Origin of the sequence: Microvirga sp. M2, assembly GCF_047497095.1 — a bacterium.
Classification (GTDB): Bacteria; Pseudomonadota; Alphaproteobacteria; order Rhizobiales; family Beijerinckiaceae; genus Microvirga.
In genome coordinates this window covers 911384-924054 of sequence record NZ_CP134064.1, presented here as the reverse complement: position 1 = coordinate 924054, position 12671 = coordinate 911384, and the positions used below count along the sequence as shown (strand labels likewise).

Sequence of the window (12671 nt, the reverse complement as noted above, 5' to 3'; positions counted from 1 at the left end):
CGTCAGGCTGCGTCCGATCGCACGACAGTCCCTGTTGCCTCGTCGAAGCGTCGTCGCGCCTGCAGGATCTCCTGCCGATTCTCGATCGCCCATGAGCCGAGGGCCTTCACAGTCTTGAGCAGGCTGCAACCCAGCTCTGTGAGACGGTACTCTACCCGCGGCGGGATCGTGGGATAGACCGTGCGCGTCACGAGTCCGTCGCGCTCCAATCCGCGCAGGGTCAGGGTCAGCATGCGCTGCGAGATTCCGCCGACCGCGCGGCGTAACTCGTTGAATCTCTTGGAGCCTCCACCGAGCTGCACCACGACCTGGACGCTCCACTTGTCGCCGACGCGGGAGAGAATCTCCGTCACCGTATGGCAATCGGTGGGCACATGGATGTGACTGGGTGTCATGAAAGTGCCTCCTTGCACAAGGCCCGCCAAGTTACCTAATGAGCCCTGGTTACGTAAGGGAACCTAATATCCGTTCCCATCTGTTGCAAATTCAGGATTCAAGATGACGCTCAAGCTTCACACCATCGTGGCCAGCACGCGCCCCGGCCGCATCGGGCCCGGCATCGCACAATGGTTCAACGACTTCGCCGCCCAGCATGGCAAGTTCGATCCCGTTCTGGTGGATCTGGCCGAGTTCAACCTGCCCATCTTCGACGAACCTGAGCACCCGCGCCTGAGAAACTATCGCCACGCCCACACCAAGGCCTGGAGCGAGAGCGTGGCGTCGGCCGACGCCTTCGTCTTCGTGACGCCCGAATACAATTACGGACCGCCGCCGTCGCTTCTGAACGCCCTCAACTATCTCGCGCTCGAATGGGGCTACACGCCCGCGGGCTTCGTGAGCTATGGCGGCATCTCGGGCGGCCTGCGCGCCGTGCAGGTCACGAAGCAGATCCTCACCACGTTCAAGGTGATGCCGATTCCGGAAGGCGTGCCGATGCCGATGGTGTTTCAGAACCTGGACAACGGAAGGCTGAAGCCGGCGGACATCCACAAGACCTCCGCCGCCACGATGCTGGACGAGCTGCACAGATGGGCCGAGAGCCTGAAGGCCCTCCGCACCCAGCACAAGGCCTCGCTGGAGAGGAAGGCTCAGGCTGCTTAAAGAGGCAGTCGGCAGATCCGATATGAAGGGCGTCGCTGCTCCCGCGGTGGCGCCTTTTTCGTTATCGGGAGTCAGGCCGTGCTCGCCTCGGGCGGTCGAAGGCGCCATGCACCGGGATGAATCAACACCGGCAAGAACCCGTACAATGGGCAGAACCCGTACAATGGGCAGGATCCTGTCCATCGAAGCGCCGGCGCGCGGAGACGATCTCGCTTCGGTTCCCGACAATCCATTCGACGAGCGGCGTGACGGCGCTCAGCAGAGAACGCCCGAGGTCCGTCAGCCGATACTCGACACGAGGCGGGACGGTCGGGAAAACCGTTCGTGCGACTATCCCGTCCCGCTCCAGATTCCGCAGCGTGAGGGTCATGATACGCTGGGAAATCCCATCGACGTCTCGCCGCAGCTCATTGAAGCGCCTCGGCCCATGCCCGAGCTGGATCAGGACCTCAACACTCCACTTGTCTCCGGTGCGCGACAGGATCTCCGTCACGGTATGGCAACTCCTCGTCACACGCAGGTTCCCCGGTAACAAAATTGTGCCTCCTTGCAGCGCGTAGCGAAGCGGTTTTAGGTGGAGGGACCGGCGGCCGCAGGCCGGAAGATGCACCGCATACCCTCAGGTCACTGACACGTTATATCGATGAAATTCCATATTGTCATCAGCAGCACACGACCCGGCCGGGGCGGAGTGTTCGTCGCCCGGTGGTTTCATGAGCAGGCGATCCGGCACGGAAAATTCGAGATCTCACTCATCGATCTCGCGGACTTCGATTTGCCGCTCCTCGATGAAACCAACCATCCCAAACTTCAGACATATGAGCATGATCACACCAGGTCCTGGAGTGACTGTGTGCGGGCGGCAGACGCCTTCGCGTTCGTGATGCCGGAATATAACCATAGCCCATCGCCCGCGCTGGTGAACGCTTTGGATTACTCTCCAGCGAGTGGCACTATAAACCCGCCGCATTCGTGAGCTACGGGGGTGTATCGGGAGGCCTTCGCGCCGCCCAGATGACCAGGCTGATCGTTGTCGGCCTCAAGATGATGCCGATCCCCGAAAACATCTCCATCCAGCACTATGCGCAGTATCTCGATGAAGAAAAGAACTTCACGCCTCCGGCTCAGATCGTCGCCTCGGTCGAACCCATGCTCGACGAGCTGCACAAATGGGCGGAGAGCCTGATGTCCCTTCGCACTCTGCCCGGGGCCTCGCAGGAGGCGAAGGCTCAAGTGCCTCGAAGAGGTGTTGTCCGATAGGACTTCAAAGGCATCCATGCAGGGAGCGGCGATGTCTTTTCCCTATGTGACGGGTCGAGTGCGCTTTGGGCCGTAAAAGATCACCCAGGTTTTGAACTCGTCCGAGAAAGTCTCGAAACGATGCGGGACATGGGCCGGCACATAGAGAAGATCGCCGGGGCCGAACGTCACGATTTCACCCCCACGGCTGAAGGTGCCGTGCCCTGATGCGATGACGTAGAGCTCATCCCGCTCGTGCGGCTGCTGCTTGTCGGTGCCGACCGGCGCATAAAGTTCGACGGTGATCGCGTCACCCTGTTCGAAGAACGTCTTGAACGGTTTCGCCGCCGAAAGATGTGCCGCTGCTTGAGCAAGCGAAACTTGGATGTCGCTGCCGGAATCGTCGTCCATGAACTTCCTCCAGTTTCAGAACCGGCGCGTCTGAAGATCCGGCGCGCCGCTTCTCATCCCACCGTGATCGGGAGCGACGATCAGATCCGTCCGGCAAGTGCGTCCTCGAAGAGCTTGCGGGCGCTCTCCTTCGTGATCGGCACGGGGTTGCCGCCGGCGGTAGGGTCGTTGGGTGCCATCTCGGACATTTCCTCGAAGCGGGCGCCGTCGACCTTCAAGCCCTCCAGCGTGTGCGGCACGCCGAGATCCTTGCGAAGCTGCAGCACCCAATCGAGGAAGGCCTGGAAGGACGGTTGAAGGCCGATATAGGCGGCCAGGCGCTCGATCCTCTCTTCGATGGCCAGGCGGTTATAGGCCAGAACATAGGGCATGAAGACCGCGTTCGTCAGACCGTGATGGGTATCGTAGAGCGCGCCTGTCGGATGCGACAGGGCATGGATCGCGCCGAGCCCCTTCTGAAAGGCGGTGGCCCCCATGGCGGCCGCGGACATCATCTGCGCGCGGGCTTCGATGTCCTTGCCGTCCCGATAGGCGCGCGGGAGGTATTCCTTCACGAGGCGAATGCCCTCGACCGCGATACCGTCGGCCATCGGATGATAGCCCGGCGCGCAATAGGCTTCGAGGCAATGGGCGAGCGCATCGAGGCCCGTGCCTGCGGTGATGTGCGGCGGCATGCCCACGGTCAGCTCCGGATCGCAGATGACGATCTTCGGCATCATGAGCGGGTGGAAGATCACTTTCTTGGTGTGGCTGGCTTCCTGAGTGATCACGCCCGCGCGCCCCACTTCCGAACCCGTGCCGGCCGTCGTCGGCACGGCGACGATCGGCAGGATCCCCGAGGGATCCGCACGGGTCCACCAATCTCCGATATCTTCGAAATCCCACATGGGACGGGTCTGCCCCGCCATGAAGGCGATGACCTTGCCCGCATCGAGCGCCGAACCGCCGCCGAACGCGACGACGCCGTCGTGCTTGCCGGCCCTAAGGGCCTCGAGACCTCTATAGACGTTCGTCTCGACCGGGTTCGGCCTGATGTCGGAAAAGATCGCGGCCCTCAGGCCGGCGCCGGTCAGTTGATCCAGCGCCGCCTTCGTCATCGCCTGAGTGGCGAGGAACGGGTCCGTGACGACGAGCGGAGCCTGCATGCCCACGGACTTGCAGGCTTCGGCCAGTTCCGCGATGCGGCCCGCGCCGAAGCGGATTGCGGTGGGATAGTTCCAGTTGGAGCGCAAGGACGTGGTCATGGTGCCTTCGATCAGATCTGACGGAGATGATAGGATTTCGGACGGGTGAGGAACTCGTAGGCCAAACGCGACAGGCTTGCGCCGCGCCCCGTATCCTTCACGCCGGTCCAGGCGAGAGCGGGATCGAGATAATCGCAACGGTTCATGAAGACGGTACCGGTTTCGAGCTTCTCGCCGAGAGCCTCGGCTGCATCCACATCGGATGTCCAGATGGCCGCCGAGAGACCGTAGGCCGAGTCGTTCATGAGGCGGATCGCCTCTTCGTCGCCCTTGACCTTCATGATGCCGACGGTGGGCCCGAAGCTCTCCTCGCGCATGACGCTCATGGAATGATCGACATCGGTGAGGACCTGCGGCGCCAGATAGGCGGTGCTGCCCGTATCCGCAGGAAAGTTCTTCGCATCGATATGAGCCCTCGCGCCCTTCGCCAGCGCTTGCGCATTCTGCTCGCGCACGAGATCGGCGAACCGCCGATGCGCCATGGGGCCGAGCGTCGTCGGATCCTCCAGCGGGTTGCCGAGCACGTACCTGTTGACCAGATCGACGGCTCCTTCCACGAAACGGTCGTAGTGCTTCTCATGCACATAAATGCGCTCGATGCCGCAGCAGCACTGGCCCGAGTTGAAGAACGCGCCGTCGACCAGGTTCTCGATCGCATGGTCGATATCGGCATCCTCCCGCACATAGGCCGGGTCCTTGCCGCCGAGTTCGAGACCCAGCGACGTGAAGGTGCCCGCAGCCGCGCGCTCGATGGCGCGCCCGCCGGCCACCGATCCGGTGAAGTTGCAATGATCCACGAGACCGCCGCTCAAGATGCGGCCCGTCTGATCGTGGCTGAGATGAAGGTTCCGGAACAGGCCCTTCGGCATGCCCGCGCGATCCATCGCCATCTGGAAGCGCTCGCCCGCGAGCAGGGTCTGCGACGCGTGCTTCAGCAACACCGCATTGCCGGCCATGAGCGCGGGCACGATGGTGTTGATGGCGGTGAGATAGGGATAATTCCACGGTGCGACGACCAGCACGAGACCCACCGGCTCACGTTTGATCATGCGTCGGAAGCCCGGCTTTCCATCATCGGCAGGAAGAGGCAGGAGACTCTTTTCCGCAATGCGGATCATATGGCGCGCCCGCTCTTCGACGCCGCGGAACTCGCCGCCGTAGCGCACCGGGCGACCCATCATCTGGGCGATTTCCGGCACGACCTCCTGGTTCATGGCGATCAGCGCTTCGAGGAAGGCCGAGACCTTGCCCGCGCGCTCGTCCAGGGGCACGTGGCGCCAGGCCGCTTGCGCCGCGCGGGCGGACGCGATCGCTTCGTCGATGGCGGCATCGGACATGACGGGACGGCGGACAAGCTCGCGTCCGTCGATCGGGGAAATACAGACGATATCGGTATCAGCCATGGTCTTTGCATTGAAAGACTATGGCCTGGTGAGGCCACAGCCTTCTCCCGTGTTGAAGCTTGAATAGTCTTTTAAATGATTTCGAAGTAGCGGGCGAGCTGCCAATCCGTGATGGCCTTGCGGGCCTCCCTCTCCTCCCATTCGCGCGTCGCGGCGTAATGGTCCACGAAGGTGTCGCCGAAGAGATGGCGCGCGGCCTGCGAGTTCTTCAGCCTGCCGGCTGCCTCGCCCAGGGAACGCGGCAAGGCGCGTTCCTTCGGGTGCTCCACCGCATAGGCGTTCCCTTCGACCGGCTCGCCCGGCTCGATGCGGTTCTCGATGCCCCAGAGACCGGAGCCGATGGCTGCGGCCAGAGCGATATAGGGATTGATGTCGGCGGCGGCGACCCGGTACTCCACGCGCTGGGATTTCTCGGAGCCCGGAATGACCCGAAGCGCCGTGGTGCGGTTCTCCACGCCCCAGGCGGAATCCGTCGGCGCCCAGAAACCCGGAATGAGACGGGTATAGCTGTTCACGGTCGAGGCCACCATGGCGAGGATCTCGGGCATGAGCTTCTGCTGGCCGCCCACATACCAGCGCATGATCTCGGACATGCCGTATTTGGCGTTCGCGTCGTAGAAGGCTCCCTTGCCCGTACTGAGATCGCGCAGGGACGAATGCAGATGGCCCGATTGGCCGGGCCAGTCGCGGGACCACTTTGCCATGAAGGTTGCCATCCAGCCTCGGCGCTGCGCGAGGATTTTCGTATAGGTCTTGAACAGAGCCGCCTTGTCGGCCGCACGAAGCGCATCGTCCACCCGGATCGCCGCCTCCAGCACGCCCGGTCCGGTTTCCGTGTGCAGCCCCTCGATCTCGAAATCCATCTTGTTCGCAAGATCGAGGAGCTCGTGATAGAAATCCGCATGCGCCCCTGAGCGCAGCACCGAATAGCCGAAGAAGCCCGGCGTGATGTTCTTCAGATTGCGGTAATCCTTCTCGCGCACGGAATGGGGCGTCTCCTCGAAGAGGAAGAACTCGAACTCGGCGGCGGCGGATACGCAAAAGCCCATGTCCTCCGCCCTCTTCAAAACCCGCCGCAGAACGCCCCGCGGGCACGCGGGCTCCGCGTATCCGTCGAACTCGGCCAGGAAGAACGGAAGATCGTTCTCGAAGGGGATGAGGCGCATGGTCTCGGGCACAACCCGTGCCGTCGCGTCCGGATAGGCCGTGTGCCAGCCCGTCAAGGTCGTGTTGTCGTAAAGCTGGTCGTTGGAGTCCCAGCCGAGCACCACGTCGCAGAATCCGAACCCTTTCTCGAGGGCGGATTCGAACTTGTCGCGGGCCATGTACTTGCCCCGCATGATGCCGTCGACATCGCTCAGCCCGATCTTGACGAATGGCAGGTCGCGGCTGCGCACATAGTCCATGGCATCGGCGGCGTTCTTGATTGTGGGAGCGGTCATGCTCGAAACCCCAGCGAGACGGATGGAGGGAGCGCACATCATGCGCGCTCCCGGACGGCGATCAATAGGACTTGTACTCGGTCTCGCCCCTGGAGACGGCGAACTCCTCCTCCGGCGAGAGGATGAGCTTGTGGCGTCCGTGAACCAGGAAGTAGGCCATCATGACCGCGTAGTAGGCCGCAACGCCCATGACGGCCGTGCGGAAGGCCGCATCGGTTAACTGGAAGACGAGCGTGACGGCGGCGATGACCATGCAGATCACGGCGCCCGCAAGACCGAACGGGCTCGAATAGGGCCGGTGCAGCTGCGGGAACTTCTTCTTGAGCACGATATAGGACATGCCCTGCATGAAATAGGCCAGCATCGCGCCGGCCACGGCCATGTTGAGCAGCGTGCCGCCGATCAGGGCGCCGCCCGCATCGACTCCCAGGGAGAACCAGATGATCAGCATCACCAGGAGACCGACCACCGCGCCCGTGATCAGGGCGATGTGCGGCGTCTTTCGTTCGCCATGTGTCACCGACAGGAAGCTCGGGAAATACCCGGCCCGCGACAGCGAATAGATCTGCCGCCCGAAGGCGAAGATGATGGTGTGGAACGAAGCGATGAGGCCGATCACGGCGATTGCCGCGAGGATCTTTGCAATGTCCGTTCCAAAGAGGGTTCGGAAGCCCTCGAGCAGCGGCTCGCCCGACTTGCCGAGACCCGCAGCGCCCGGCGCGATGCTCGTGTTCAGGAAGAGCACGAGGAAGGCGGAGGCGATGAGGGTCAGGATGCCGGCGATGATGCCCTTCGGCATGTCGGCTTGCGGATCGTGCGATTCCTCGGCTGCGAGCGGCAACTGCTCGATGGCGAGGAAGAGCCAGACGGCGAATGGCAGCGAGGCCAGGATTCCGACAATGCCATGAGGGAGGAACGGGCCTGCGCCGCTCGGCAGCTCGGTGCCGTCGGTCCCGATGTTCAGGGCCCAGCGCGAGAAGTCGATCTGACCGGAAAGCAGGACCGATCCATAGAAGAAGGCCAGCACGGCAAGGGCCATGACGGTCACGGTGACAGTTACCCTGAAGGACAGCTCGACGCCGACGATGTTCAGGCCGACGAAGAGAGCATAACAGAGGATCCAGTAGACGGGCTGGAATGCGGGTGCCGTCTCGAAGATCGCCGACAGGTACGAGCTGATGAAGAACACGATGACGGCGGGCGTCAGCACGAACTCGATGTTCTCCGCGATGCCCGTGACGTAGCCCGCCCACGGCCCCATGGAGGTGCGCGCGAAGGAATAGGCGCCGCCCGTATGCGGCAGGGCCGGCGACATCTCCGCGATGGAGAAGGTCAGGCCCAGATACATGATGGCGATGATGATGGTGGCGAAGAACATGGAGCCGAAGCCGTTGGCGAGGCCCAGATTCCAGCCTGAGTAATGCCCCGAGATCACGGCCCCCACGCCGAGCGCCCAGAGCGACCAGACGCGCGCATGACGCTTGAGTCGCCGCGCTTCGAAGTAACTGTCATCCACGGTGGTATAGGTGATGCCGGCGGAACTCTGCGCTCCGACCGGCGGGGCGTGAACCCCTGAACTTCCCTGTCCGACTGACATAGACTCTTCCTCCACGAATAGTCTGCCTCTCGAACCATGGCGCCTCATGCGCCATGGCAATCCGTTACAGCGTCCGCGCCCCCTCCCTCAAAAGCGGCGCAAGACGGTGAGCCCACGACGCCTGTCCGTCTTCCGTGCGGATCAGATCATTGCGGATTTCGATCATCAGCGGTGCGAGTCCGCGCCTCTCGGCATGGCGCTCGAGGGTGTGAAACACCCGGTCCGCCGGCGAATAGGGTTCGTTCATGCCCAGGACGAGCGCCGGATCCCGGCGCAATCCGGCTTCGAGGCGACGCGCAAAGCGCTCGTCGCGGTTGAAGATGAGGCCGATATGCCATGGGCGCGGCACGCCCCGGTAAACCGGCGTGAACGAATGAACGGTGACGATGCCGCTGATCTGCCCTGCGGAACGGCGGGCTTCGACAAAGCGGCTCACCATCCCGTGAAACACATCGTAGACCTCGCGGACCCGGTAGGCCCGTTCGTCATCATCGAGATTCTGGTTGCCGGGAATGGTCGTGCGCTCGCTGAGCGTCCAGATGGAATCGGGCGCCGAAGGATCGCGGTTGAGGTCGAGCACCAGGCGCGAGACGCCCGCATGGATGAGCGGCGCATCGAGCAATCGGCACAGCTCCTTCGCGACCCCGACAGCTCCTGGATCCCAGGCGATATGGCTTTCGAGCTGGTCCGCACTCAGACCGAGGGTCCCATAGCGCTCGGGAAGGTGCTTCGACGCATGCTCGCAGATCAGCAGGATGGGCGAGCGCCCCTGGGGGTTTTCCACGAGAACAACCGGCTTCGCGACCGGGGCGGCCGCCGTCCTGCCGGTGTCTGTCCGACTCGCATGGATCATGCGGCCTCCGTTTGCCCTGCCGGGCAGGCTGATACCCCTCTTTGAACGTTTGGTACGTTTCTTTCATGTTTCTCTTGTCTGAAATTTTTGGTACAGCTTTTGAAGGCCGTCAAGGAGGGATTCGTAACATTCCATCATGAAAAGCGACAGCAACGTCCCTTCTCTGAATCCACCGAGCCTTGCCGAACGCATTCGCCTCGAAATGGACTCCTTTACGCCCAGCGAGAAGCGCGCGGCCCACATGCTGCTGAGCCATTACCCGTTCGCCGGCCTGGATACCGTAGCGGAGTTCGCCGGCCGGGCCGGAATTTCGGCGCCGTCGGTCCTGCGTTTCGTGAACCGGCTCGGCTTCGGCGGCTTTCCGGAATTCCAGAAGCACCTGCGAGAGGAACTGGAGGCTCAACTCCTTTCACCGCTCGCCAAAGCCAACCCGTCGGACAAGGTCCCGGGCGCTCCGGCCCTGGCTTCCTTCGCCGAGGCCGTCATCGGCAATCTTCGGTCCACGGTGGAGAGCATCGCTCCCGCCGAATTCGACGCGGTGGTGGAACTCCTGAGCGACGAGAGGCGCCCCGCCCACTTCACCGGCGGACGCTTCACGGGTGCGTTGGCGCGTTATGCGGCGAGCCATTTCCGCATCGTGCGCAGCCATGTGGATTTCATCGAAGGTCAGCCGGCGCTCTGGCGCGACCGGATGATCGAGATCGGCAAGAAGGACGTGATCGTGGCTTTCGACATCCGCCGTTACCAGGAGGATGTCACCGCTTTATGCGAAACGGCCGCGAAGCAGGGCGCGACCGTCATCCTGCTCACGGATCCCTGGTTGTCGCCGATCGCCCGCGTGGCCCGCCATGTGCTGCCGGCCCATATCGTGGCTCCATCGAACTGGGATTCGTCGGCGGGTCTGCTGCTCATTACGGAAGCGCTCGTGGCCGCCGTGACGAAGCGCCTGTGGAAGACCGCGAAACCGCGGATGGAAGCCGTGGAGCGGCTGCGCAACGAGAGGCCTTAAGCCCCGCCGTCAGGCGTTTCTGCGCTGCAGCCAGCCGATCAGGAATGGCAGAACCAGGCCGATGCTGAGAAACCGCACGAGATGGTGAATGCCCACATAGAGCGGATCGAGGCCGAGAACGAGCGCGAGCACGGTCATGGCCTCGAGGCCGCCGGGCGCGAAGGCGACAAGGCTGTTGGCGAAGCTGACATCCGCTGCCCAGGCCGCGAGGGCGGAAAAGACCACCGCGATGCCCATGCCGACGGAAAACGACCCCAAGGCGGCGATCAATGCGCGCTTCAGCATGGAGCGCTGAATGTTGCGGAAACGCTCGGCGATGAAGAGGCCGATCAGCACGAGGCCGCAGGTCGCGATCACCGGCGGAATGACGCCCGTGACGAGTTCGGTCCCGTGACTGGCGGAGCTCACGACCATCGAGCCCAGAAGGATCGGCGCAGCAACCTTCAGCTTCTTGAACACGAGGCCGAGGCCTAGCCCGCCGAACAGGATGATCGCCAGGCCGCCGGGACTTTCGATCGGCATACCCTGGCCGATCAGCACATTCGTGTTGCCCCCTCCTCCGGTCACCACGACGATGCTCGGCAAAAGCGCAATCAGCACGAAGAGACGCAGGTTCTGCACGATGGCGACGGAGGGCACGTCCGCCTTGCGATCCGCTGCGACGGCGAGCACCGTCGAGAGGGCTCCGGGCACGGAGGCCAGAACCGCATCGGCCGTGCGCCAGCCCGAAATGCGGGTGAGCCAGAGCGTGGACGTCCACGAGATGGCCGCAACGCCAAGGACCAGAAGCACGAGACTTCCCGGGTAGCGCCCCATGGCGGTGATGGCGGCCGGGGTCACGGCCGCTCCCATCGCGGCCCCGGAGATCAGCATCGCCGCATCGGCGAGAGCCTTCGGCATGGGCACGGAATGCTTCGTCAGCCCCCATAAAATCGCCCCGATGGCGGCCCCGGACAGCCACGCGGCCGGAACGCCGATCCAATAAAAGACAAGCCCGCCGAGCCCGGCGATCAGGATCTGAGCGATGTGAGCGAGAATGAGAGGCATATCGAGAATGAACGGAAGCCCTGAGAGGCCCGTTCGCTCAATGAAGCTCTCCGCCGCTCAGGTCAACCGCCAGATTCGCGGGCGGGGCATGCAAGAACGGGTAGCCGCGGGTTCCCGCCGTCAGGCGACGAGCTTCGGCAGGGCCGCGCCGATGCGCCTGACAGCCTCCTCGAGATCCTCCGCCTTCCGAAGATAGCAGAGGCGCAGATATCCCTCGCCCGCGTCGCCGAAGGCGTTTCCGGGAGCAAGGCCCACATTCGCCTCGTCGATGAGGCGGAAGGCGATGTCCTTGGAATTCGTCGCCCCCTTGATCTTCAGGAAGGCATAGAACGCGCCGTTGGGCGGCGGCAGCTCGACCAGGCCCGTTTCCGCGAGCCGGCTGACGATGACGCGGCCTTGCCGGGCCCGGGCCACCTGATCGGCCAGGAAGTCCTCGCCCTGCTCGATGGCGGCAACGCCCGCGCGCTGGATGAACGTGGGCGTGCCGGAGGTCTGGTACTGGAGCAGGTTCTCGATCACCTGCCCCAGAACGGGCGGCGCTTCGAGCCAACCGAGGCGCCAGCCGGTCATCGCCCAGTTCTTCGAGAAGGTCTGCACGAAAAGAATGCGATCCTCCGGCGCCATCACATCGCGGAAGGAAGGCGCGCGCCCATCCATGCTGAGAGCAGAATCATGGATGAAGCGGCCATAGATCTCGTCCGCCACGATCCACAGCCCGTGACGGCGCGCCATGTCGAGGACCGCGCGCAGATCGTCGTGGCTTGCCGTCCACCCGGTCGGATTGGACGGGGAGTTCAGGACGACGACGCGGGTGCGCGGCGTCACGGACCGCTCCAGCCGCTCGACGTCGAGATGCCAGCCCTGCGCATCGATCGTCATGGGGACCGGGACGGGGCGTGCGCCGGCAATCGTGATCGCGCCCGCGAAATTCGGCCATGCGGGGGTCGGGATCAGCACCTCGTCGCCCGTCCCGCACACCATGCGGAAGGCGATCTGCATGGCGGGCATGCCGCCCGACGTCACGAAGAAGCGCTCCGGATCGAAGGTCCTGCGGTACACCCTTTCATGATAATGCGCGATGGCCTGACGCAGCTCGGGAATGCCGCTTTGATACGTATAGAAGGTCTCGCCGTCCTGCAGGGAACGGGACGCCGCATCGCAGATGAAGGCTGGTGTCGCAAGATCGCCCTCGCCGACCCAGAGCGGAATGATGCCGGAACGCCCGCGCCCGTACGAAAAGACATCCACGATGCCGCTGGTGGGAGCCTGCAGCGCTTCCGGCCGCAGGTTGAAGATCGAGGGAATCGGGACGGATGCGTTCATCT

General features: G+C 63.5%; 12 protein-coding genes and 1 pseudogene. 3 read left to right on the top strand and 10 right to left on the bottom strand.

Going from position 1 to position 12671, the window contains the following annotated elements:
• Positions 1-2: 2 nt before the first annotated feature.
• Positions 3-395, bottom strand: coding sequence for a winged helix-turn-helix transcriptional regulator (locus RE429_RS23840; protein WP_414475815.1), 393 nt, complete (start codon positions 393-395; stop codon positions 3-5).
• A gap of 103 nt (positions 396-498) precedes the next feature.
• Between RE429_RS23840 and RE429_RS23835 the strand changes: the two genes are divergently transcribed.
• On the top strand, positions 499-1101 hold the full coding sequence (locus tag RE429_RS23835; protein ID WP_414475814.1) for an NADPH-dependent FMN reductase: 603 nt from the start codon (positions 499-501) through the stop codon (positions 1099-1101).
• Positions 1102-1222: 121 nt separating this feature from the next.
• Here RE429_RS23835 and RE429_RS23830 read toward each other — a convergent pair whose 3' ends face one another.
• Positions 1223-1594: a winged helix-turn-helix transcriptional regulator gene (locus RE429_RS23830; RefSeq protein ID WP_414475813.1), complete on the bottom strand. Its 372-nt coding sequence runs from the start codon at positions 1592-1594 to the stop codon at positions 1223-1225.
• Between the two features lie 150 nt (positions 1595-1744).
• On the opposite strand from RE429_RS23830, the pseudogene RE429_RS23825 reads away from it, so the two are divergent.
• Positions 1745-2361, top strand: a pseudogene (locus tag RE429_RS23825) (NADPH-dependent FMN reductase).
• A gap of 42 nt (positions 2362-2403) precedes the next feature.
• Here the strand turns inward: RE429_RS23825 and RE429_RS23820 are convergent.
• From RE429_RS23820 to RE429_RS23795, 6 genes are all read right to left on the bottom strand, one after another.
• On the bottom strand, positions 2404-2751 hold the full coding sequence (locus tag RE429_RS23820) for a cupin domain-containing protein (protein WP_414475812.1): 348 nt from the start codon (positions 2749-2751) through the stop codon (positions 2404-2406).
• Positions 2752-2831: 80 nt separating this feature from the next.
• Positions 2832-3995: an iron-containing alcohol dehydrogenase gene (locus RE429_RS23815; protein WP_414475811.1), complete on the bottom strand. Its 1164-nt coding sequence runs from the start codon at positions 3993-3995 to the stop codon at positions 2832-2834.
• An 11-nt stretch (positions 3996-4006) separates the two neighbouring features.
• A complete protein-coding gene (locus tag RE429_RS23810) occupies positions 4007-5398 on the bottom strand; it encodes an aldehyde dehydrogenase family protein (RefSeq protein ID WP_414475810.1) in 1392 nt (463 codons plus the stop codon).
• 71 nt (positions 5399-5469) lie between these two features.
• Positions 5470-6840 carry a glutamine synthetase family protein gene (locus RE429_RS23805; RefSeq protein ID WP_414475809.1) on the bottom strand — a complete coding sequence of 457 codons (1371 nt, stop codon included), beginning with the start codon at positions 6838-6840 and terminating at the stop codon, positions 5470-5472.
• A gap of 61 nt (positions 6841-6901) precedes the next feature.
• Positions 6902-8437, bottom strand: a complete 1536-nt coding sequence (locus RE429_RS23800) for an amino acid permease (RefSeq protein ID WP_414475808.1) — start codon at positions 8435-8437, stop codon at positions 6902-6904.
• A 64-nt stretch (positions 8438-8501) separates the two neighbouring features.
• Positions 8502-9290: an N-formylglutamate amidohydrolase gene (locus RE429_RS23795; RefSeq protein ID WP_414475807.1), complete on the bottom strand. Its 789-nt coding sequence runs from the start codon at positions 9288-9290 to the stop codon at positions 8502-8504.
• Positions 9291-9426: 136 nt separating this feature from the next.
• Between RE429_RS23795 and RE429_RS23790 the strand changes: the two genes are divergently transcribed.
• Complete coding sequence (locus RE429_RS23790) at positions 9427-10299, top strand: MurR/RpiR family transcriptional regulator (RefSeq protein ID WP_414475806.1); 873 nt, start codon at positions 9427-9429, stop codon at positions 10297-10299.
• Positions 10300-10308: 9 nt separating this feature from the next.
• On the opposite strand, the gene RE429_RS23785 is transcribed toward RE429_RS23790, so the two are convergent.
• The gene (locus RE429_RS23785) at positions 10309-11346 is read right to left on the bottom strand and encodes an AbrB family transcriptional regulator (protein WP_414475805.1); all 1038 of its coding nucleotides are present in this window, start codon (positions 11344-11346) and stop codon (positions 10309-10311) included.
• A gap of 120 nt (positions 11347-11466) precedes the next feature.
• Positions 11467-12669: a pyridoxal phosphate-dependent aminotransferase gene (locus RE429_RS23780; RefSeq protein WP_414475804.1), complete on the bottom strand. Its 1203-nt coding sequence runs from the start codon at positions 12667-12669 to the stop codon at positions 11467-11469.
• Between the last annotated feature and the right edge of the window lie 2 nt (positions 12670-12671).

What these genes read in the sequence shown, in the direction of transcription:
- RE429_RS23820 (WP_414475812.1), bottom strand. Translation starts at nt 2,751, where the DNA reads ATGGACGACGATTCCGGCAGCGACATCCAAGTTTCGCTTGCTCAAGCA.
- RE429_RS23810 (WP_414475810.1), bottom strand. Translation starts at nt 5,398, where the DNA reads ATGGCTGATACCGATATCGTCTGTATTTCCCCGATCGACGGACGCGAG.
- RE429_RS23785 (WP_414475805.1), bottom strand. Translation starts at nt 11,346, where the DNA reads ATGCCTCTCATTCTCGCTCACATCGCTCAGATCCTGATCGCCGGGCTC.
- RE429_RS23805 (WP_414475809.1), bottom strand. Translation starts at nt 6,840, where the DNA reads ATGACCGCTCCCACAATCAAGAACGCCGCCGATGCCATGGACTATGTG.
- RE429_RS23780 (WP_414475804.1), bottom strand. Translation starts at nt 12,669, where the DNA reads ATGAACGCATCCGTCCCGATTCCCTCGATCTTCAACCTGCGGCCGGAA.
- RE429_RS23835 (WP_414475814.1), top strand. Translation starts at nt 499, where the DNA reads ATGACGCTCAAGCTTCACACCATCGTGGCCAGCACGCGCCCCGGCCGC.
- RE429_RS23790 (WP_414475806.1), top strand. Translation starts at nt 9,427, where the DNA reads ATGAAAAGCGACAGCAACGTCCCTTCTCTGAATCCACCGAGCCTTGCC.
- RE429_RS23840 (WP_414475815.1), bottom strand. Translation starts at nt 395, where the DNA reads ATGACACCCAGTCACATCCATGTGCCCACCGATTGCCATACGGTGACG.
- RE429_RS23815 (WP_414475811.1), bottom strand. Translation starts at nt 3,995, where the DNA reads ATGACCACGTCCTTGCGCTCCAACTGGAACTATCCCACCGCAATCCGC.
- RE429_RS23795 (WP_414475807.1), bottom strand. Translation starts at nt 9,290, where the DNA reads ATGATCCATGCGAGTCGGACAGACACCGGCAGGACGGCGGCCGCCCCG.
- RE429_RS23800 (WP_414475808.1), bottom strand. Translation starts at nt 8,437, where the DNA reads ATGTCAGTCGGACAGGGAAGTTCAGGGGTTCACGCCCCGCCGGTCGGA.